The following is a 17,365-nucleotide window of genomic DNA, read 5'->3' as shown; positions in this document are numbered from 1 at the left end:
TCACGGTCAGACGGGCAACACCTTGCGTGGCGATGCGGATCCGGGTCTGGCGTGAACGACGAAGGCGCTGCTCTTTTTTGGTCAACATGATGCAGCTCCTTATTTCTTCTTGGTTTCTTTGATGACGATCTTCTCATCCGCATAACGGATGCCCTTGCCCTTGTAAGGCTCGGGAGGACGAACCGCGCGCACTTCAGCCGCAATCTGGCCAACGCGTTGACGGTCAGACCCCTTGATCACCACCTCGGTGGGCGTAGGCGTTGCGACCTGGATGCCCGCAGGCATATCCATCACCACGGGGTGCGAATAGCCAACGGTCAGGTTCAGCTTGGCGCCTTGCGCCTGCGCCTTGTAACCCACGCCAATCAGGCTCAGCTTTTTCTCAAAGCCCTTGGTCACGCCGGTCACCATGTTGTTGACCAGCTGACGCATCGTGCCACTCATGGCATTCGCTTCACGCGATTCGTTGGCTGGCTCGAAAGTCAGCTTGCCGGCGTCGTTCTTGATGGTGACCAGCACATTTTGCGACAGCGACAGCGCGCCGAGCGCGCCCTTGACGCTGATCTGGTCATCCTTGATCGCCACGTCCACGCCCTGGGGCAGGGCAACGGGCATTTTTCCTACACGAGACATTTCAGTTACTCCTCAATGCCGCCGTTAGGCCACGTAGCAAAGCACTTCACCACCGATGCCGGTAGCGCGCGCCTTGCGATCCGTCATGACGCCCTGGGGCGTCGTGACAATTGCCACACCAAGGCCGTTCATGACCTGGGGGATGGCGCCATGGCCTTTGTAAACACGCAAACCGGGGCGGCTGACGCGCTCAATGCGCTCAATCACGGGGCGGCCTGCGTAGTACTTCAGGGCAATTTCCAATTCGGATTTACCAGCGTCAGTCTTGACGGAGAAGCCATCGATGTAGCCCTCATCCTTCAAAACCTGCGCAATAGCGACTTTGACCTTGGAAGACGGCACCAGCACAACGGCTTTTTCAACCATTTGTGCGTTGCGGATGCGCGTCAGCATGTCGGCGATAGGATCACTCATACTCATTTGTATATCTCCTACGCTTACCAGCTTGCCTTGGTGATACCTGGGATATCACCGGCAAAAGCCATTTCACGGATCTTGGCGCGACCCAAGCCGAATTGACGGAACGTGCCACGCGGACGACCCGTGATCGCGCAGCGATTGCGCTGGCGGGTGGGGTTCGCGTTGCGGGGCAACTTCTGCAGCTCCAGACGGGCCAGCGCGCGCTCTTCATCGGAGCGCTTGGCGTCGTTGGATGCCGCCTTGAGTTCAGCGTATTTTTTGGCGAACTTGGCCGCGAGTTTCTCGCGCTTCAGTTCACGTTGCAACAAAGCTTGTTTTGCCATGTCCCGCCTCAGTTCTTGAACGGAAAACGGAAGCCGGTGAGGAGCGCCTTGCACTCTTCGTCGGTCTTGGCCGTCGTGGTAATGCTGATATTGAGACCACGCAAGGCATCCACCTTGTCGTACTCAATCTCAGGGAAAATGATCTGCTCTTTAACGCCGATGTTGTAATTGCCGCGGCCATCGAAGGCCCGACCGGAAATACCACGGAAGTCACGCACACGGGGCAGCGCCACCGTCACGAAACGATCGAGGAACTCATACATCTTGACGCCGCGCAGGGTCACCATGCAGCCAATTGGCAGGTCTTCACGGATCTTGAAGCCCGCGATGGCCTTTTTGGCCTTGGTCACCACGGGCTTCTGGCCCGCGATTTTGGTCATGTCGCTAACGGCATGCTCCATCACTTTTTTGTCCGCAACTGCCTCGCTCACACCCATGTTGAGCGTGATCTTGGTGATGCGGGGCACCTGCATGGGCGAGGTGTAGCCAAACTTTTCCATCAAGCTTGGTGCGATTTTTTCGCGATACTGCTGTTGTAAGCGTGCCATGTTTACGCCGCCTTAATTTCTTCGCCGCTGGACTTGAAGACGCGCACTTTTTTGCCGTCAGCCAACAACTTGATACCAACACGATCCGCCTTGCCCGTTGCAGCATTGAAAATGGCCACATTGGACTGGTGAATCGGCATGCTTTTCTCAACAATGCCACCCGTGGTGCCTTTGAGCGGATTGGGCTTGGTGTGTTTTTTCACCAGATTGATACCATCCACCAGCACATAGCTGTCATCTTTGCGCAGCGAAATCTTGCCGCGCTTGCCCTTGTCCCGGCCCGCGAGCACGATGACTTCGTCGCCTTTGCGAATCTTGTTCATGGCCTACCTTAAAGAACTTCAGGAGCCAAGGACACGATCTTCATGAACTTTTCGGTGCGCAGTTCGCGCGTGACCGGTCCGAAGATGCGGGTGCCGATAGGCTCCAGCTTGGCGTTAAGCAACACTGCCGCGTTGCCGTCGAATTTGACAAGCGAGCCATCGCCACGGCGGATGCCTTTGGCGGTGCGAACGACCACAGCACTATAAACCTCGCCTTTTTTGACGCGGCCACGTGGAGCAGCTTCTTTAATGCTCACCTTGATGACATCACCGACGCTGGCGTACCGGCGCTTGGATCCGCCCAGCACCTTGATGCACATCACGGATTTGGCACCCGTATTGTCAGCAACATCGAGTTTGGATTGCGTTTGAATCATTTAAATTTAGTCCCAACTTGCACCAGAAAGCTGCCCTCGCCCTTACAAGCAAGCAACCACCCAGTCAGTCTTGGGCCCGTCGTCCACATCGCAAACCACTTGCAATGCTTCCGCTGGGCAGAATTCCCCGCCTTTTTAGAGCGAAGCCCACGATTATTACCACAGTGCCTTGGCTTGTCAACTGGCTGGCACGCAAAAAGCTCTAAAAAGAAACCAATCAGCCGAAAAAGCAGATGTTACAGGGCCCGCCAAGTCGCCAGATGGTCAAATCATACGGGCCCAGCACCGCCCAATGGCGGCACGCGCAGCACCTGCAGACATACAGACTCCGGACGGCGACAGCCTGGCGGTTGGTCAGTCAAAATACATATCAAATTGGCAATAAGCCTTAGAAAAATGGGCGCCATTAGCTATTTAATTGATAGCAAATACGCCCCCCCGCCAACAGACCCGAACCCAAAACGCCAAGATCAGTCGGGCAGACGCAGATATTGACGGCAAAGCGCCTGAAACTCGGCCAGGCGCGGGTCTACGCCGTTTTCTTCCTGCAGCAAGGCTGCCACCGCTTCTGCCAGGCTGCTGGCCAGCGCTGCATCCAGAAACAGCAGGCGGGAACGTCGAGCCAGAACATCTTCCACCGTGCGTGCGTACTCACTTCTTGCCGCAAAGCGCACCATGGCTTCGGTCAGGCCACCGCCCAGTTCGCGATCGGCGCCCGGCAAGGCCAGAACGGCGGCAGACTCGCTTCCATACAGGTGCAAACCGGGCGCATCGCTGATTTTCCGGCTGCTGGCCTGCGCCCCCACCAGCTGCAGCCGAGCCGTCACCGCGCCCGCCCGCTGCGGCAGCAGATTGGCGGCAAAGCACTTGTCCAGCACATCCTCAGCCATGGCGCGGTAAGTCGTCCATTTGCCGCCGGTCACGGTCACCAGGCCGCTTTTGCTGACCAGGACCGTGTGCTCACGCGACAAAGCCTGGGTGCTGCCGGCATCGTCGTCGGCCGGCTTGACCAGGGGGCGCAGCCCGACCCAGATACTCTTGATGTCAGCGGGCCCCGGCGCCTTGCTCAGGTAGCGCGCGGACTCGCGCAAAATGAAATCAACTTCTTCCTTGAACGCGAGCGGCTCGCGCGCCAGATCATGGCGCGGGGTATCGGTGGTGCCCAAGATGGTCTTGCCCAGCCAGGGCACCGCAAACAGCACCCGGCCATCGGCCGTCTTGGGCACCAGCAGCGCATGGTCGGTCGGTAAAAACGAGCGGTCCACCACAATATGCACGCCCTGGCTGGGCGCCACCATGGCCTGGGTGTCGCGGCCAATGGCCTGGCCATCCTGCAGGCGAAGCTGGTCGACCCACACGCCGGCCGCATTGACCACGCATTTCGCGCGCAACTCCAGCGCCTGGCCGGTTTCCTGGTCTTGCACCCGCAGGCCCACCAGCTTGCCTTGGTCGTGAACCAGGCCGGTGGCCGCACAGTAATTCACCAGCAAGGCGCCCTGCCGGGCAGCGCTGCGAGCCAGCGCCAGCGCCAGGCGCGCATCGTCAAACTGGCCGTCCCAGTACTTCACCCCGCCTTTAAGGCCCTGCTGCTGGGCTGTCGGCAGGTATTGCAAGGTTTTTTCGCGGCTTAAAAATTCGGTATCCCCCAGACCGGCCTTACCGGCCAGGGTGTCGTACATCTTCAGCCCCACCCCGTAAAACGGCGTTTCCCAGAACTTGTAGGACGGCATCACAAACGGCAGCGGCTGCGCCAAATGGGGGGCATTGGCCAACAGCCGCGTGCGTTCCTGCAGCGCCTCGCGGACCAGTGAGATATTGCCTTGCGCCAGGTAGCGGACACCGCCATGCACCAGCTTGGTTGCACGCGACGAGGTCCCTTTGGCGAAGTCATGGGACTCGACCAGCACCACTGAAAACCCACGGGCCGCGGCGTCCAGCGCCACCCCGAGTCCGGTGGCGCCACCACCGATGATGGCGACGTCGTATTGGTGCGGCTCGGCCAGGCGAGCCATCAGGTCTTGGCGCCGCGTGGGCATCAATGAGGGTTCAGAGGTCATGGGCTCCCTTGTCCGTCTCCACGCAAACCCTCTTTGAGCATTGTGAGGGCCCCTCCTCCCGGATAAACGGGGTCGGGCTGGCGGCGTTACCGTGATGAAAAAGCCGTGTGGCACATGCGCACCACACGGCAGGGCTTGTTAACGGACTTTGCCGTCCTTCCAGGCTTGCAGCAACTTGTCGTAGCTGATGGTTTCACCCTTCGGCTTTTCATTGCCCAGCTTGGCCCACGGCGCGCCATTGGCGGTCAGGTACTTGGCAGGATCACCCTTGGGATTGAGCTTGGGGGCGCACTTGGCCATGCCGGCGCGCTCCAGACGGCCCAGCACCTGGTCCATCTCGTCGGCCAGCGTGTCCATCGCACCCTGCGGGGTCTTCTCGCCCGTCACAGCCTGGGCCACGTTCTTCCACCACAGCTGTGCCAGCTTGGGGTAGTCGGGCACGTTGGTGCCGGTAGGCGTCCAGGCCACGCGGGCCGGGCTGCGGTAGAACTCGACCAGGCCGCCGAGCTTGGGCGCCATGTCGGTCATGGCCTTGGAGCGGATGTCCGATTCGCGGATCGGCGTCAGGCCGACCATGGTCTTCTTCAGCGACGTGGTCTTGGCCGTCACGAACTGCGCGTACAGCCAGGCGGCAGCCGTGCGGTTCTCGTCATGGGCGGAGAAGAAGGTCCAGCTGCCCACGTCCTGGTAGCCGTTCTGCATGCCCTGCTTCCAGTACGGGCCGTTCGGGCCGGGCGCCATGCGCCACTTGGGCGTGCCGTCCTCGTTCACCACGGGCAGGCCCTTCTTGGTCATGTCGGCCGTGAAGGCCGTGTACCAGAAGATCTGCTGGGCGATCTGGCCTTGCGCGGGCACCGGGCCGGCTTCGCCGAAGGTCATGCCGGTGGCTTCCTTGGGCGCGTATTTCTTCATCCAGTCCACGTACTTGGTCAGCGCGTAGACGGCGGCGGGCGAGTTGGTCGCGCCGCCCCGGGCCACTGAGGCGCCCACCGGCGTGCACTTGTCGGCTCCGACGCGGATGCCCCACTCGTCCACCGGCTGGCCGTTGGGGATGCCTTTGTCGGCGGTACCGGCCATCGACAGCCAGGCGTCGGTGAAACGCCAGCCCAGCGACGGGTCCTTCTTGCCGTAGTCCATGTGGCCGTAGATCGGTTTGCCGTCGATGGTCTTCACGTCGTTGGTGAAGAACTCGGCAATGTCTTCGTAGGCGCTCCAGTTCTGCGGCACGCCCAGCTCGTAGCCGTACTTGGCCTTGAACTTGTCCTGCAGGTCCTTGCGCGCGAACAGGTCGGCGCGGAACCAGTACAGGTTGGCAAACTGCTGGTCGGGCAGCTGGTACAGCTTGCCGTCGGGCGCGGTGGTGAAGCTGGTGCCGATGAAATCCTTGAGGTCCAGGCCCGGGTTGGTCCATTCCTTGCCCTTGCCGGCCATGTAGTCGGTCAGATTCATCACCTTGCCGTAGCGGTAGTGCGTGCCGATCAGGTCGGAATCGGAAATCCAGCCGTCATAGATCGACTTGCCGGACTGCATGGAGGTCTGCAGCTTCTCGACCACGTCGCCCTCCTGGATCAGGTCGTGCTTGACCTTGATGCCGGTGATTTCCTCAAACGCCTTGGCCAGCGTTTTGGACTCGTACTCGTGCGTGGTGATGGTCTCGGACACCACCGAGATTTCCTTGACGCCCTTCGCCTGCAACTTCTTGGCCGCATCGATGAACCACTTCATCTCGGCCAGTTGCTTGTCCTTGGCCAGGGTGGAAGGCTGGAATTCGCTGTCAATCCACTTCTTTGCCGCCGCCTCATCGGCTCCGGCGTGCCCTGCCATTGCACAAGCGGCCGCTAGTGCCAGTGCTGTGTACCGCATCTTCATCACTTGTCTCCTCATTGGTCTACCTCCCCATCGTTAATGGCTTACTCGGCTCCGGGGAAGCAATGAGCCGGAATCCCCCTATCCACTATCCCTTGCGCATGATCAGCGCCAGCAGCCCCATGGACAGCACGAAGCTGATCCAGATCGAAGGGTCTGCCTCCAGCCCCATCCAGGCGGCCAACTTGCCGCTGAGCCCGACAAACATCAGGTTGACATAGGCCGCCGCCAGCAAGCCTATGAACAGGCGGTCGCCGCGCGTGGTCTCCATCGGCAGAAAACCGCGGCGCAAGGTCGTTGGCGCCTTGATCTCCCAGACCGTCATGCCCGCGAGCGCGAGCACAATGCAGCAGAAAAATACCGCCACCGGCGTGGTCCAGGCCATCCACTCAAACATCTGTCATCTCCTTCTTCTCATCCAAGTGCCATCGCGGAACCGGCTTCGCCGGGCCGCAGGTGGCGCCCCCTTGAGGGGGGAGCGCTGAAAGCGCTTCGGGGGTGTTTCATACTCTGCCCATCGCAAAGCCTTTGGCGATGTAGTTGCGCACAAACCAGATCACGATGGCGCCCGGCACGATGGTCAGCACGCCGGCCGCGGCCAGCGTCGCCCAGTCCATGCCGGAAGCGGATACGGTGCGGGTCATGGTGGCCACGATGGGCTTGGCGTTCACGCTGGTCAGTGTGCGCGCCAGCAGTAGTTCCACCCAGCTGAACATGAAACAGAAGAAGGCCGCCACGCCCACGCCGGCCTTGATCAGCGGCAGAAAGATCATGGCGAAAAAACGCGGGAAGGAGTAACCGTCGATGTAGGCGGTTTCATCAATCTCGCGCGGAATGCCGCTCATGAAGCCTTCCAGAATCCACACCGCCAGCGGCACGTTGAACAGCAGGTGGGCCAAAGCCACCGCAATGTGCGTGTCCATCAGCCCGACCGTGGTGTAGAGCTGGAAGAAGGGCAGCAGGAACACCGCGGGCGGCGTCATGCGGTTGGTCAGCAGCCAGAAGAACACATGCTTGTCGCCCAGAAAGCTGTAGCGCGAAAACGCATAGGCCGCCGGCAGCGCCACGCTGATCGAGATCACGGTGTTGATGGCCACATAGATCAGGCTGTTGATGTAGCCTGAATACCAGGACGGATCGGTGAAGATGGTCTTGTAGTTGTCCCAGGTGAAATGCTGCGGGAAGAACGAAAAGCTCGAGACAATCTCCGCATTGGTCTTGAAGCTCATGTTGACCATCCAGTAGATGGGCAACAGCGCAAACACGATGTAGGCGAGCAGGAACAGCGTGCGCGCCTGGAAACGGGGCTTATTCATGGCCGCCTTCTTTCTCTTGCGTGCCGACACGCTGCATCCAGTTGTAGAGGATGAAGCACAGCAGCAGGATGATCAAAAAGTAAATCAGCGAGAAAGCCGCGGCCGGGCCCAGGTCGAACTGCCCCACGGCTTTTTGCGTCAGGTACTGCGACAGGAAGGTGGTGGCATTGCCAGGACCTCCCCCGGTGAGCACGAAAGGCTCGGTGTAAATCATGAAGCTGTCCATGAAACGCAGCAGCACCGCGATCATCAACACCCCACGCATCTTGGGCAGCTGGATGAAGCGAAACACCGCCAGCTTGCTGGCGCCATCGATGCGCGCCGCCTGGTAGTAGGCATCGGGAATGGAGCGCAGGCCGGCGTAGCACAGCAAGGCCACCAAAGGCGTCCAGTGCCAGACATCCATCACCAGCACCGTGGCCCAGGCGTGCGTGGCGTTGCCGGTGTAGCTGTAGTCAAAACCGCCCTGCTGCAGCAAGGCCCCCAGCAGGCCGATGTCGGCGCGTCCGTAAATCTGCCAGATGGTTCCCACCACGTTCCACGGGATCAGCAGGGACAGCGCCACGATCACCAGCACGGCCGAGGCTTTCCAGCCCTGTGCGGGCATGGAAAGCGCCAGCCCAATCCCCAGCGGAATTTCAACCGCCAGCACGGCCAGTGAGAAGGTCAGCTGCCGCCACAAGGCAGCGTGCAGGTCTTCATCGCGCATCACGGCGGCAAACCATTCGGTGCCGACAAACACGCGCCGCTCGGGCGAGATGATGTCCTGCACAGAGTAGTTGACCACCGTCATCAGCGGCAGGATGGCCGAGAAGGCCACACAAATAATCACCGGCAGCACCAGCAGCCAGGCTTTCTGGTTGACTGGTTTGGTCGTCGTGCTCATTGGTTAGCCCCCACGCTTGTCACTACGTGTACTGCGCTGCCCCCCAAGGGGGCGCGAGCTTGCTTGAAGCGGTTCTGCGCTGCGCTCATGCCACGAGCTCCTCATTCTTGTAGAAACAGGTGTGCGGCCCCAACACCTGCAACCAGACCGTATCGCCGGGCTGGGGTGCTGCAGCTTCCGGGCCCAGCCGCGCTTTAAGGGTTTGCGCACCGATGGTGGCCGTCAGCATCAGATGCGTGCCGATGTCTTGCGCACGGGTGACCAGCGCAGGCAGGGCGCCCGGATCACCGGCGCCGGCCAGCGTCACATACTCCGGCCGCACGCCCAATTTGAAGTCGCCTTGCGGCAACTCGCGGCCAGCCGGCATGGCCAGCGTGCTGCCGGCTACCTGCAAACCGTCTCCGACGGTTTGCACGGGCAGAAAATTCATGCCCGGCGAGCCGATGAAATGGCCCACAAAGGTGTGCTGCGGACGTTCAAACAGCGCGTCGGCCGAGCCGACCTGCACCGCCTTGCCGCGGGTCATCACCACTACCTGGTCGGCAAAGGTCAGGGCCTCGACCTGGTCGTGCGTGACATAAATCAGCGTGAGCTTGAGTTCGTGGTGAATCTGCTTGAGCTTGCGGCGCAGCTGCCACTTGAGGTGCGGGTCAATCACCGTCAGCGGCTCGTCAAACAGGACGGCGGACACATCAGGCCGCACCAGGCCACGGCCGAGGGAGATTTTTTGCTTGGCATCGGCCGCCAGGCCTGCGGCGCGCTGGTTGAGCTGGCCGCTCATCTCCAGCATTTCGGCAATTTCGCCCACCCGCTTTTTGATCTGCGCTTGGGGCACCTTGCGGTTGCGCAGCGGGAACGCGAGGTTCTCGGCCACCGTCATGGTGTCGTAGATCACCGGGAACTGGAAGACCTGCGCGATGTTGCGCGCCTGGGGCGTGGCATGCGTCACGTCACGGCCGTCAAACTTGACGCTGCCTCGGGAAGGCACCAGCAAGCCCGACATGATGTTGAGCATGGTGGTCTTGCCGCAACCCGAAGGGCCGAGCAGCGCGTAGGCACCACCATCCTCAAAACTCATCTTCAGCGGCAGCAGGGCGTAGTCACTGTCGTCGCGCGGGTTCGGTCTGTAGGCGTGGGCCAGGTCGAGGTCAATGCGTGCCATCTCAGCCCCCTTTCTGCCGTGCCGGGGCCACCAGCAAGGCGCCGGCCGAATCAAACACATGGACCTGCGCCGGGTTAAGGTACAGCGTGATCGATGCGCCGAGGTCGAAGTAATGGACGCCGGTCAGCTGCGCCACCACCTCGCCCACCGAGGTTTCCGCGTGCACGAAGGTGTCAGAGCCCGAGATTTCAGCGAGCTCGACCTTGCCTGGGAGCGCCACATCGCCTTCGCGCTGGTGTACGCGTAGTGCGCTGGCCCGCACGCCAATGGTCAGCGAACGCGACGCCGCTGTGGGCAGAGGAATCGCGAGGGCAGGCCCAGCGTCGAGTTGCACGCCCAGGCTAGCCGCCTCGGCCGCAATCAGGTTCATCGGTGGGTCGCTGAAGGCGCGCGCCACGCGCAGCGACCTGGGTGCATGGAACACCTCGGCCGTGGGGCCATACTGCAGCAGCTCGCCGCCATCCAGCACGGCGGTGTAGCCGCCCAGCAGCAGCGCCTCCCCGGGTTCGGTCGTGGCGTAGATCACGGTCGAATCGCCCGCCGCAAACAGCTGGGTCAATTCCTCGCGCAATTCCTCGCGCAGCTTGTAGTCCAGGTTCACCAGCGGCTCGTCCAGCAGCATCAGCGGCGCACCTTTGGCCAGCGCCCGCGCCAACGCCACGCGCTGCTGCTGCCCACCGGAAAGCTCCGCCGGATAGCGGTCCAGAAACATGTCGATGTGAAGCCGCTGGGCCAGCTCGCGCACCCGCTGCTCGATGTTTTTTTCACCGCGCAGTTTCAGGGGCGATGCAATGTTGGCGGCCACCTTCATCGAGGGGTAGTTGATGAACTGCTGGTAGACCATGGCCACATTGCGCTCGCGCACGGCGGTGCCCGTCACATCCGCACCACTGACCAGCACCTTGCCGTGGCTGGGCACGTCCAGCCCCGCCATGATGCGCATCAGGCTGGTCTTGCCGGCTTGCGTGGCGCCCAGCAACACCGTCACTTCGCCACTGCGCGGCGCCAGCGTCATGTCGTACAGCCATTGCTCGGCCCCGACTTTTTTACTGATGCCTTCCAGACTGAGCTGCATCACAACACCGTTGCCACTTGCAGGCAAGCACGGGCCCGGCTCGGCGCCAGGGCCACCCCCGAACGCACCACCACAGCATTATTTGCAATCGTCAATTGAGTTCCCTCGGCATCAAGAAGTTCGTATCTGTTCTATTTTCATTCTTTTTTGATTGTTTTTAGCAGTGGTTTTCCCCTAGACGGTTTCTTTTTGTTTCGATTTAGAGTCCCATCAAGCTTTTTCTGATCACAATCGGCATGTGAATTCAAATCCCAGACAAATCAAACTGCTCGACGTCGTCCGGGCGCACGGCTCCGTCACCGTCGAGCAGCTGGCCGACGAACTCGAGGTCACGCTGCAAACGGTGCGCCGCGATGTGCAGCGCCTGTCGGAAGCGGGCTTGCTGACCCGCTTCCATGGCGGCGTGCGGGTGCCCAGCTCCACCATTGAAAACATTGCGCACCAGCAGCGCCAGAGCCTGAACGCCGAGGGCAAGGCCCGGATTGCACGCGCCGTGGCCAGGTGCGTGCCCAACGACTGCTCGCTGATCATCAACATTGGCACCACCACCGAGGCCATTGCCAAGGCCCTGATGCAGCACAAGGGCTTGCGGGTGATTACCAACAACCTTAACGTCGCCGCCATCCTCAGCGGCAACCCGGACTGCGAGGTGATCGTGGCCGGCGGGGTGGTGCGGGGCCGCGACCGCGGCATCGTGGGCGAGGCGGCGGTGGACTTCATCCGGCAGTTCAGGGTCGACATTGCGCTGATCGGCATCTCGGGCATCGAGGCCGATGGCTCGCTGCGTGACTATGACTACCGCGAAGTGAAAGTGGCCCAGACCATCATTGCGCACGCACGCGAGGTCTGGCTGGCCGCCGACAGCAGCAAATTCAACCGGCCGGCGATGGTGGAGCTGGCCACCCTGGCGCAAATTGACCGCCTGTTCACCGATGAGCCGCCACCCGAACCTTTTCCGCAGCTGCTGATAGACGCGCAGGTCAGCTGCGAAATCGCCCACGCGTGAATCGGGCGGCCGGCCTCCTTATCTATTCCAGAGAATCCCATGACCTACCTGCTCGCCCTGGACCAGGGCACCTCCAGCTCCCGCAGCATTGTGTTTGACGCCGAGGGCCGCATCGTGGCGCTGGCGCAGCAGGAGCTGCCGCAGATCTACCCCAAGCCGGGCTGGGTCGAGCATGACCCGATGGAAATCTGGCGCGGCCAGTTGGCCACGGCCCGCCAGGCGCTGGCCAAGGCCGGGCTCAAGGCCGACGCCATTCGCGCCGTGGGCATCACCAACCAGCGGGAGACCACCGTGGTGTGGAACCGCAAGACCGGCCAGCCGATTCACCACGCCATCGTCTGGCAGGACCGCCGGGCCGAAGCCACCTGCGTGCGCCTGCGGGAAGAAGGACTGGCCGGCATGATCCAGGCCAAAACCGGCTTGCTGGTCGATGCCTATTTCTCGGGCACCAAGCTCAAGTGGATTCTGGACAACGTGCCGCAGGCGCGCGAGCAGGCCCAGCGCGGCGAACTGGCCTTTGGCACGATTGACAGCTGGCTGCTGTGGCAGCTGACCGCCGGGGCGGTGCACGCCACCGACGTCAGCAATGCCTCGCGCACCATGCTGTTCAACGTGCACACCAACCAGTGGGACCCCCAGCTGCTGCAGATGCTGGACATCCCGCCCGAGCTGATGCCGGCCGTGCTGCCATCCAGCGCCCACTATGGCGAGGTCCGGCCCGAACTGCTGGGCCATGCGGTTGCCATTGGCGGCGTGGCCGGCGACCAGCAAAGCGCCCTGTTCGGGCAGGCCTGCTTCAAGGAAGGCATGGCCAAAAACACCTACGGCACCGGCTGCTTCATGCTGATGCATACCGGCGAGAAGTTCCAGGTCTCGCACAACGGCCTGCTGACCACCAGTGCGGCGCAGCCCGACCCGCGAACCGAATTCGCCATTGAAGGCAGCGTGTTTGTGGGGGGCGCGGTCGTGCAGTGGCTGCGCGACGGGCTGCATGCCATCAAGGGCAGCGGCGAAGTGCAGGCGCTGGCCCAGAGCGTGCCCGACTCGGGCGGCGTGATGATGGTGCCCGCCTTCACCGGCCTGGGCGCGCCCTACTGGAAGCCCGATGCGCGCGGCACCATCACCGGCCTGACCCGCGGCACCACCGTCGCCCACATTGCGCGCGCAGCCCTGGAAAGCATTGCCTACCAGAGCGCCGCCCTGCTGCAGGCCATGAGCCGCGATGCCGTGGCCGCCGGTGCGGCGCCGGTCAGCGAACTGCGGGTCGACGGCGGCGCCTGCATCAACGACTTGCTGATGCAGTTCCAGGCCGACTTGCTGGGCATTCCGGTGGTGCGCCCGGCCGTGATTGAAACCACCGCCCTCGGTGCGGCCTACCTGGCCGGCCTGGCCAGCGGCGTTTACCGCAGCACCACCGAGCTGGCCGGCATGTGGCGCGCCGAGCGGCGCTTCCTGCCGACCCTGGGCGCCGACCGCGCTGCGGCCCTGATGGCGCAGTGGGAGCATGCGGTCCGGCAGACCGTGCTGCCATAGCAGCGGAACAACCGCAGCCAGGCTTCAATCTTTTCTTTTTCCTGAAGAATCCAGGCACCCTCTTCTCCTGAACCTTGGTCAGCCTGCCGTTTGGGAATAGACTGCAGCCATGAAGCTGTCCGGCCCGCGAAAAAGGCCCGTTCACCCCTTGGGCATGACCCGGTCCACGCGACCGGCAGGCCGAAAGCGCATGGAGTAAAACAAATATGACAACCCGCAACCCATCCAACCCATCCCCCTCTCAGAATGAACACATTGCCTTTATCGGCGGCGGCAATATGGCCAGCGCCATCATCGGGGGCCTGCTGAAACAAGGCATGGCGGCCGGCCAGATCCAGGTGGTGGAGCCGTTTGCCGAGCAGCGTGCCAAGCTCAAGAAGCAGTTTGGCGTGCAGTTGCACGAAACCTCCGGCGAATCACTCGCCAGTGCCACGCTGGTGGTCTGGGCCGTCAAGCCGCAAATGTTCAAAGACGCCGCCCTGCTCACCCGCTTTCACACCAAAACCGCATTGCACCTGAGTGTGGCGGCCGGCATCCGTTCCGACAGCATTGCGCGCTGGCTGGACACCCAGCGCGTGGTGCGCTCCATGCCCAACACGCCGGCCCTGATTGGCAAGGGCATAACGGCCCTGTTCGCCCGGCCGGCTGTCAGCGCGGACGACCGGCAAGCCGTGGAGCGCGTGATCAAGACCACCGGCGACCATGTCTGGCTGGACGACGAAACGCATCTGGATGCGGTGACCGCCCTGTCAGGGTCCGGCCCGGCCTATGTGTTTTACTTTATTGAAGCCATGGTCCAGGCGGGCGTGGACATGGGGCTGAGCCATGAGCAGGCCCACAAACTGGCGGTGGGCACGTTTGTGGGAGCTTCAGAGCTGGCCCGCGCTTCGGACGAGCCCCCAGAAATCCTGCGCGCCCGGGTCACCTCCAAGGGCGGCACCACCTACGCCGCCCTGACCTCGATGGAGCAGGACGGCATCAAAAATCAGTTCATGCGCGCCATCCACGCCGCCCGGCAGCGCGCCCACGAACTGGGTGACGAGTTTGGTGCTTCTTGAGCCGGTCTACAGGTAAAAATGGGCTGCTGCCCGCATCCAGAGTGCGCCATAAGCTCTTTTTTCGATAGCAACTTAACCGAAACTCGGCGCAAAAGCACGTCCCGCAAGCCTTTCGGGCCGGCTCCGCCGCCCAGCCAGATCACCCGTCAACCAGCCCCGGCCGGCAAGCGTTAATGGGAGGCAAGCGTTCCATTTGCCTTGGCCCGCAAGGCTTAAGGACAGGCGACACGCAAGCAATAACCATTCATAACTTTCGGAGCCACCATGAAGAAACTGCTGTCTACCCTCGCTGGCGCTGCTGTGCTTGCCATGCCCCTGGCCGTGATCTCCGCGCCAGCAGCCGCACAAACCAGCGCCCCTCCTGCCGCGGCTCCCGCGCCCGCGCCTGCCAAGGCCCCTGCCGCAGCGCCCGCTACAGCCCCGGCTGACAAAGCTGCGATGCCCGCAAAAGCCAAGGCGAAAAAAGCCAAGGCCAAGAGCAAAGCCAAACGCAAAGCCATGGCCACCAAAAAAGAAGCTGCGAAGTAATCGGGTTTCAGCCTGGCTGGCGGGCTCACCGCCCAGCCGGATGGATCCGCTGGAAGCGATTCAAAAGCCCGCCGATGCACGGGCTTTTTTCATGCCTGGTTCATGCCCCCAGGTAGGACAGCACGATACCGGCAAACACCGTGAACCCCAGCCAGTGGTTGAGGCGAAAGGCCTTGAAGCAAGCGTCGCGCTCGCGCTGGCGGATCAGCCAGCCATGCCAGAGCGCTTGCAGCAGGGCCAGCGCAATCGCTATTAAATAGATAGCTGATGGCGCATAAACTGCAAGGGCTACGGCCCAAATTGACAGATAAGCCAGGTAGCAGGCCATGACCCCGGCCACGTCAAAGCGGCCCAGGGTGATGGCCGAGGTTTTCATGCCGATCTTCAGGTCGTCGTCGCGGTCCACCATGGCGTACTCGGTGTCGTAGGCAATCACCCAGAACAGGTTGCCCAGCAGCAGCAGCCAGGCCAGCGCGGGCACGCGCGACTGCACTGCCGCAAAAGCCATCGGAATGCCAAAACTGAAAGCCACGCCCAGCACCGCCTGCGGCATCGAGATGAAACGCTTGGCAAACGGATACACCAGCGTGACCGCCAGCGCGGCAATGGACCAGGCGATGGTGGCCGCATTGGTCGTCAGCACCAGGCCAAACGCCAGCAGGGCCAGCACCGCGCCCAGCACCAGCGCTTCCTTCACCGACACCGCCCCGCTGGTCACGGGCCGCTGGGCGGTCCGTTTGACATGGCGGTCAAAGTCACGGTCGGCCACATCATTGAGGCAGCAGCCGGCGCTGCGCATCAAAATGGTCCCAAGCGTGAACACAGTGAGCAGGTGCCAGCCCGGAAACCCGTGCGAGGCCAGCCACAGCGCCGACAGCGTGGGCCACAGCAGCAGCAGCCAGCCCGCCGGGCGGTCCCAGCGGATCAATTGCAGGTAGAGGGCCGCTTTGCGGCGCAGCAGGGCGGCAGACATGTCACCCTAGAAACGGCCGTTGGATGCGCCCGAGGGTGCCGTGATCGGCGTGCCAGGCAAGGCGCGACAACGCCGCGGGCTGGTGCCCGCAAGGCGAAGCAACGCCGCATGGCGCGCTGAGCGCGGTGCCATCGGGTGCATAGCGCTCTGCCCGGATAAGTGAGCCCGGTCGAAGTATGAAATGTCAGTATTCATGCGGTTTTCCAAGAGAGTGCAAGCGGTCAACTGCCGTTTCTAGGGTCAACCCACCCCGCTCAAGACAAGCGCGTGACGCCGGGTAACTCGCAGGCGTAAATGGCATTGCGCAGCGCCGCAATCGCCTCGTAGCGCGTGAAGCTGCGGCGCCAGGCCAGCACCACGCGACGCGTGGGCACGTGGCCTTCGAATGGCAGGTATTTGATGTACGAAGGCGGGTCCCCGGTCTCCCGGACCCTGTCCTTGCCGGCAGCTTTGGCAGAGCCCTTGGTCGCGGTGTGGGCAGCGCCTTTACCCGCCGCCTTCACCGACACGGCCTCTTTCGGCACGCTCAGGCGCGGCACCAGCGTCACCCCCATGCCCGCCGCCACCATGTGCTTGATGGTTTCCAGCGACGAGCCCTCAAAGCTCTTGCGGATGCCTTCCGCGTTGCTGGAAAAGCGCGCGAACTCCGGGCACACCTCCAGCACATGGTCCCGGAAACAATGGCCCGTGCCCAGCAGCAGCATGGTTTCGCGCTTGAGCTCCTCGGCCGTGATGTGGCTGCGTGCCGCCAAGGCGTGGGCGCTGGGCACGGCCGCCATGAAAGGCTCGTCATACAGCGGCGCAATCGCCAGATTGGTGTCGGGAAACGGTTCGGCCAGAATCGCGCAGTCAATCTCGCCGGTACGCAGTTCCTCGAGCAGCTTGACGGTGAAGTTTTCCTGCAGCATCAGCGGCATTTGCGGCGTGTGCGCAATCGCCTGGCGCACCAGATCGGGCAACAGGTAGGGGCCTATGGTGTAGATCACCCCCAGCCGCAGCGCACCGGCCAGCGGGTCCTTGCCGCGCTTGGCAATTTCGCGGATGTTTTCAGCCTGCTCCAGCACGCTTTGCGCCTGGCGCACGATTTCTTCGCCCAGCGGCGTCACAGTGATCTCGTTGGCATTGCGCTCAAACAGTTTGACCTGCAGCTCTTCTTCGAGCTTCTTGATGGCCACGCTGAGCGTGGGCTGCGACACATGGCAGGCGTCAGCGCCCTTGCCGAAGTGCTTTTCCCTTGCGACGGCAACGATGTATTTGAGTTCGGTCAGCGTCATGGGCTTA

The 17,365-nt window shown here is 62.3% G+C and carries 19 protein-coding genes and 1 pseudogene; 4 read left to right on the top strand and 16 right to left on the bottom strand.

What is annotated here, in order from left to right; genetic code table 11:
- From V6M61_RS06055 to V6M61_RS05990, 14 genes and pseudogenes are all read right to left on the bottom strand, one after another.
- Nucleotides 1-88: pseudogene (locus V6M61_RS06055) on the bottom strand (50S ribosomal protein L18); the annotation flags it as partial.
- Between the two features lie 11 nt (nucleotides 89-99).
- Nucleotides 100-633: a 50S ribosomal protein L6 gene (gene rplF / locus V6M61_RS06050; RefSeq protein WP_332775666.1), complete on the bottom strand. Its 534-nt coding sequence runs from the start codon at nucleotides 631-633 to the stop codon at nucleotides 100-102.
- 24 nt (nucleotides 634-657) lie between these two features.
- A complete protein-coding gene (gene rpsH / locus V6M61_RS06045) occupies nucleotides 658-1,053 on the bottom strand; it encodes a 30S ribosomal protein S8 (RefSeq protein ID WP_332775665.1) in 396 nt (131 codons plus the stop codon).
- 17 nt (nucleotides 1,054-1,070) lie between these two features.
- Nucleotides 1,071-1,376 (bottom strand): 30S ribosomal protein S14, encoded by a 306-nt coding sequence (gene rpsN / locus V6M61_RS06040; RefSeq protein ID WP_332775664.1) that lies wholly within the window; start codon nucleotides 1,374-1,376, stop codon nucleotides 1,071-1,073.
- An 8-nt stretch (nucleotides 1,377-1,384) separates the two neighbouring features.
- On the bottom strand, nucleotides 1,385-1,924 hold the full coding sequence (rplE, locus tag V6M61_RS06035) for a 50S ribosomal protein L5 (protein WP_332775663.1): 540 nt from the start codon (nucleotides 1,922-1,924) through the stop codon (nucleotides 1,385-1,387).
- Nucleotides 1,925-1,926: 2 nt separating this feature from the next.
- The gene (rplX, locus tag V6M61_RS06030; protein ID WP_332775662.1) at nucleotides 1,927-2,247 is read right to left on the bottom strand and encodes a 50S ribosomal protein L24; all 321 of its coding nucleotides are present in this window, start codon (nucleotides 2,245-2,247) and stop codon (nucleotides 1,927-1,929) included.
- Nucleotides 2,248-2,255: 8 nt separating this feature from the next.
- Nucleotides 2,256-2,624, bottom strand: coding sequence for a 50S ribosomal protein L14 (gene rplN, locus V6M61_RS06025; RefSeq protein WP_007869247.1), 369 nt, complete (start codon nucleotides 2,622-2,624; stop codon nucleotides 2,256-2,258).
- A 470-nt stretch (nucleotides 2,625-3,094) separates the two neighbouring features.
- Nucleotides 3,095-4,681 carry a glycerol-3-phosphate dehydrogenase/oxidase gene (locus V6M61_RS06020; RefSeq protein ID WP_332775661.1) on the bottom strand — a complete coding sequence of 529 codons (1,587 nt, stop codon included), beginning with the start codon at nucleotides 4,679-4,681 and terminating at the stop codon, nucleotides 3,095-3,097.
- 138 nt (nucleotides 4,682-4,819) lie between these two features.
- Complete coding sequence (locus tag V6M61_RS06015) at nucleotides 4,820-6,550, bottom strand: ABC transporter substrate-binding protein (RefSeq protein WP_332775660.1); 1,731 nt, start codon at nucleotides 6,548-6,550, stop codon at nucleotides 4,820-4,822.
- Between the two features lie 85 nt (nucleotides 6,551-6,635).
- Nucleotides 6,636-6,944, bottom strand: coding sequence for a DUF2160 domain-containing protein (locus tag V6M61_RS06010; RefSeq protein WP_332775659.1), 309 nt, complete (start codon nucleotides 6,942-6,944; stop codon nucleotides 6,636-6,638).
- Nucleotides 6,945-7,050: 106 nt separating this feature from the next.
- A complete protein-coding gene (locus V6M61_RS06005) occupies nucleotides 7,051-7,863 on the bottom strand; it encodes a carbohydrate ABC transporter permease (RefSeq protein ID WP_332775658.1) in 813 nt (270 codons plus the stop codon).
- Complete coding sequence (locus V6M61_RS06000) at nucleotides 7,856-8,749, bottom strand: carbohydrate ABC transporter permease (protein WP_332775657.1); 894 nt, start codon at nucleotides 8,747-8,749, stop codon at nucleotides 7,856-7,858. Before V6M61_RS06000 ends, V6M61_RS06005 begins: the two co-directional genes overlap by 8 nt.
- Nucleotides 8,750-8,834: 85 nt before the next feature.
- The gene (locus V6M61_RS05995) at nucleotides 8,835-9,911 is read right to left on the bottom strand and encodes an ABC transporter ATP-binding protein (protein WP_332775656.1); all 1,077 of its coding nucleotides are present in this window, start codon (nucleotides 9,909-9,911) and stop codon (nucleotides 8,835-8,837) included.
- Between the two features lies 1 nt (nucleotide 9,912).
- Complete coding sequence (locus V6M61_RS05990; RefSeq protein ID WP_332775655.1) at nucleotides 9,913-10,986, bottom strand: ABC transporter ATP-binding protein; 1,074 nt, start codon at nucleotides 10,984-10,986, stop codon at nucleotides 9,913-9,915.
- Nucleotides 10,987-11,224: 238 nt separating this feature from the next.
- Here V6M61_RS05990 and V6M61_RS05985 point away from each other — a divergent pair, with 238 nt between their 5' ends.
- From V6M61_RS05985 to V6M61_RS05970, 4 genes are all read left to right on the top strand, one after another.
- Nucleotides 11,225-11,992, top strand: coding sequence for a DeoR/GlpR family DNA-binding transcription regulator (locus V6M61_RS05985; RefSeq protein WP_332775654.1), 768 nt, complete (start codon nucleotides 11,225-11,227; stop codon nucleotides 11,990-11,992).
- 39 nt (nucleotides 11,993-12,031) lie between these two features.
- Nucleotides 12,032-13,525, top strand: coding sequence for a glycerol kinase GlpK (glpK, locus tag V6M61_RS05980; RefSeq protein ID WP_332775653.1), 1,494 nt, complete (start codon nucleotides 12,032-12,034; stop codon nucleotides 13,523-13,525).
- 206 nt (nucleotides 13,526-13,731) lie between these two features.
- A complete protein-coding gene (gene proC, locus V6M61_RS05975; RefSeq protein ID WP_332775652.1) occupies nucleotides 13,732-14,583 on the top strand; it encodes a pyrroline-5-carboxylate reductase in 852 nt (283 codons plus the stop codon).
- 264 nt (nucleotides 14,584-14,847) lie between these two features.
- Complete coding sequence (locus V6M61_RS05970; RefSeq protein ID WP_332775651.1) at nucleotides 14,848-15,111, top strand: hypothetical protein; 264 nt, start codon at nucleotides 14,848-14,850, stop codon at nucleotides 15,109-15,111.
- Between the two features lie 100 nt (nucleotides 15,112-15,211).
- On the opposite strand, the gene ubiA is transcribed toward V6M61_RS05970, so the two are convergent.
- Nucleotides 15,212-16,084, bottom strand: a complete 873-nt coding sequence (gene ubiA, locus V6M61_RS05965) for a 4-hydroxybenzoate octaprenyltransferase (protein ID WP_332775650.1) — start codon at nucleotides 16,082-16,084, stop codon at nucleotides 15,212-15,214.
- Nucleotides 16,085-16,338: 254 nt separating this feature from the next.
- Nucleotides 16,339-17,358, bottom strand: a complete 1,020-nt coding sequence (locus V6M61_RS05960) for a LysR substrate-binding domain-containing protein (RefSeq protein ID WP_332775649.1) — start codon at nucleotides 17,356-17,358, stop codon at nucleotides 16,339-16,341.
- Between the last annotated feature and the right edge of the window lie 7 nt (nucleotides 17,359-17,365).

Source organism: Polaromonas sp. (assembly GCF_036676035.1).
Lineage (GTDB): Bacteria > Pseudomonadota > Gammaproteobacteria > Burkholderiales > Burkholderiaceae_C > Polaromonas.
Note: the sequence above shows the minus strand (reverse complement) of the source record. Positions and strands in the feature narration are given on the sequence as shown.

What these genes read in the sequence shown, in the direction of transcription:
- rplN (WP_007869247.1), bottom strand. Translation starts at nt 2,624, where the DNA reads ATGATTCAAACGCAATCCAAACTCGATGTTGCTGACAATACGGGTGCC.
- V6M61_RS06010 (WP_332775659.1), bottom strand. Translation starts at nt 6,944, where the DNA reads ATGTTTGAGTGGATGGCCTGGACCACGCCGGTGGCGGTATTTTTCTGC.
- V6M61_RS05960 (WP_332775649.1), bottom strand. Translation starts at nt 17,358, where the DNA reads ATGACGCTGACCGAACTCAAATACATCGTTGCCGTCGCAAGGGAAAAG.
- V6M61_RS06005 (WP_332775658.1), bottom strand. Translation starts at nt 7,863, where the DNA reads ATGAATAAGCCCCGTTTCCAGGCGCGCACGCTGTTCCTGCTCGCCTAC.
- V6M61_RS06000 (WP_332775657.1), bottom strand. Translation starts at nt 8,749, where the DNA reads ATGAGCACGACGACCAAACCAGTCAACCAGAAAGCCTGGCTGCTGGTG.
- rplE (WP_332775663.1), bottom strand. Translation starts at nt 1,924, where the DNA reads ATGGCACGCTTACAACAGCAGTATCGCGAAAAAATCGCACCAAGCTTG.
- V6M61_RS05990 (WP_332775655.1), bottom strand. Translation starts at nt 10,986, where the DNA reads ATGCAGCTCAGTCTGGAAGGCATCAGTAAAAAAGTCGGGGCCGAGCAA.
- rplF (WP_332775666.1), bottom strand. Translation starts at nt 633, where the DNA reads ATGTCTCGTGTAGGAAAAATGCCCGTTGCCCTGCCCCAGGGCGTGGAC.
- rpsH (WP_332775665.1), bottom strand. Translation starts at nt 1,053, where the DNA reads ATGAGTATGAGTGATCCTATCGCCGACATGCTGACGCGCATCCGCAAC.
- rpsN (WP_332775664.1), bottom strand. Translation starts at nt 1,376, where the DNA reads ATGGCAAAACAAGCTTTGTTGCAACGTGAACTGAAGCGCGAGAAACTC.
- ubiA (WP_332775650.1), bottom strand. Translation starts at nt 16,084, where the DNA reads ATGTCTGCCGCCCTGCTGCGCCGCAAAGCGGCCCTCTACCTGCAATTG.
- V6M61_RS06015 (WP_332775660.1), bottom strand. Translation starts at nt 6,550, where the DNA reads ATGAAGATGCGGTACACAGCACTGGCACTAGCGGCCGCTTGTGCAATG.
- V6M61_RS06020 (WP_332775661.1), bottom strand. Translation starts at nt 4,681, where the DNA reads ATGACCTCTGAACCCTCATTGATGCCCACGCGGCGCCAAGACCTGATG.
- V6M61_RS05995 (WP_332775656.1), bottom strand. Translation starts at nt 9,911, where the DNA reads ATGGCACGCATTGACCTCGACCTGGCCCACGCCTACAGACCGAACCCG.
- glpK (WP_332775653.1), top strand. Translation starts at nt 12,032, where the DNA reads ATGACCTACCTGCTCGCCCTGGACCAGGGCACCTCCAGCTCCCGCAGC.
- V6M61_RS05970 (WP_332775651.1), top strand. Translation starts at nt 14,848, where the DNA reads ATGAAGAAACTGCTGTCTACCCTCGCTGGCGCTGCTGTGCTTGCCATG.
- rplX (WP_332775662.1), bottom strand. Translation starts at nt 2,247, where the DNA reads ATGAACAAGATTCGCAAAGGCGACGAAGTCATCGTGCTCGCGGGCCGG.
- proC (WP_332775652.1), top strand. Translation starts at nt 13,732, where the DNA reads ATGACAACCCGCAACCCATCCAACCCATCCCCCTCTCAGAATGAACAC.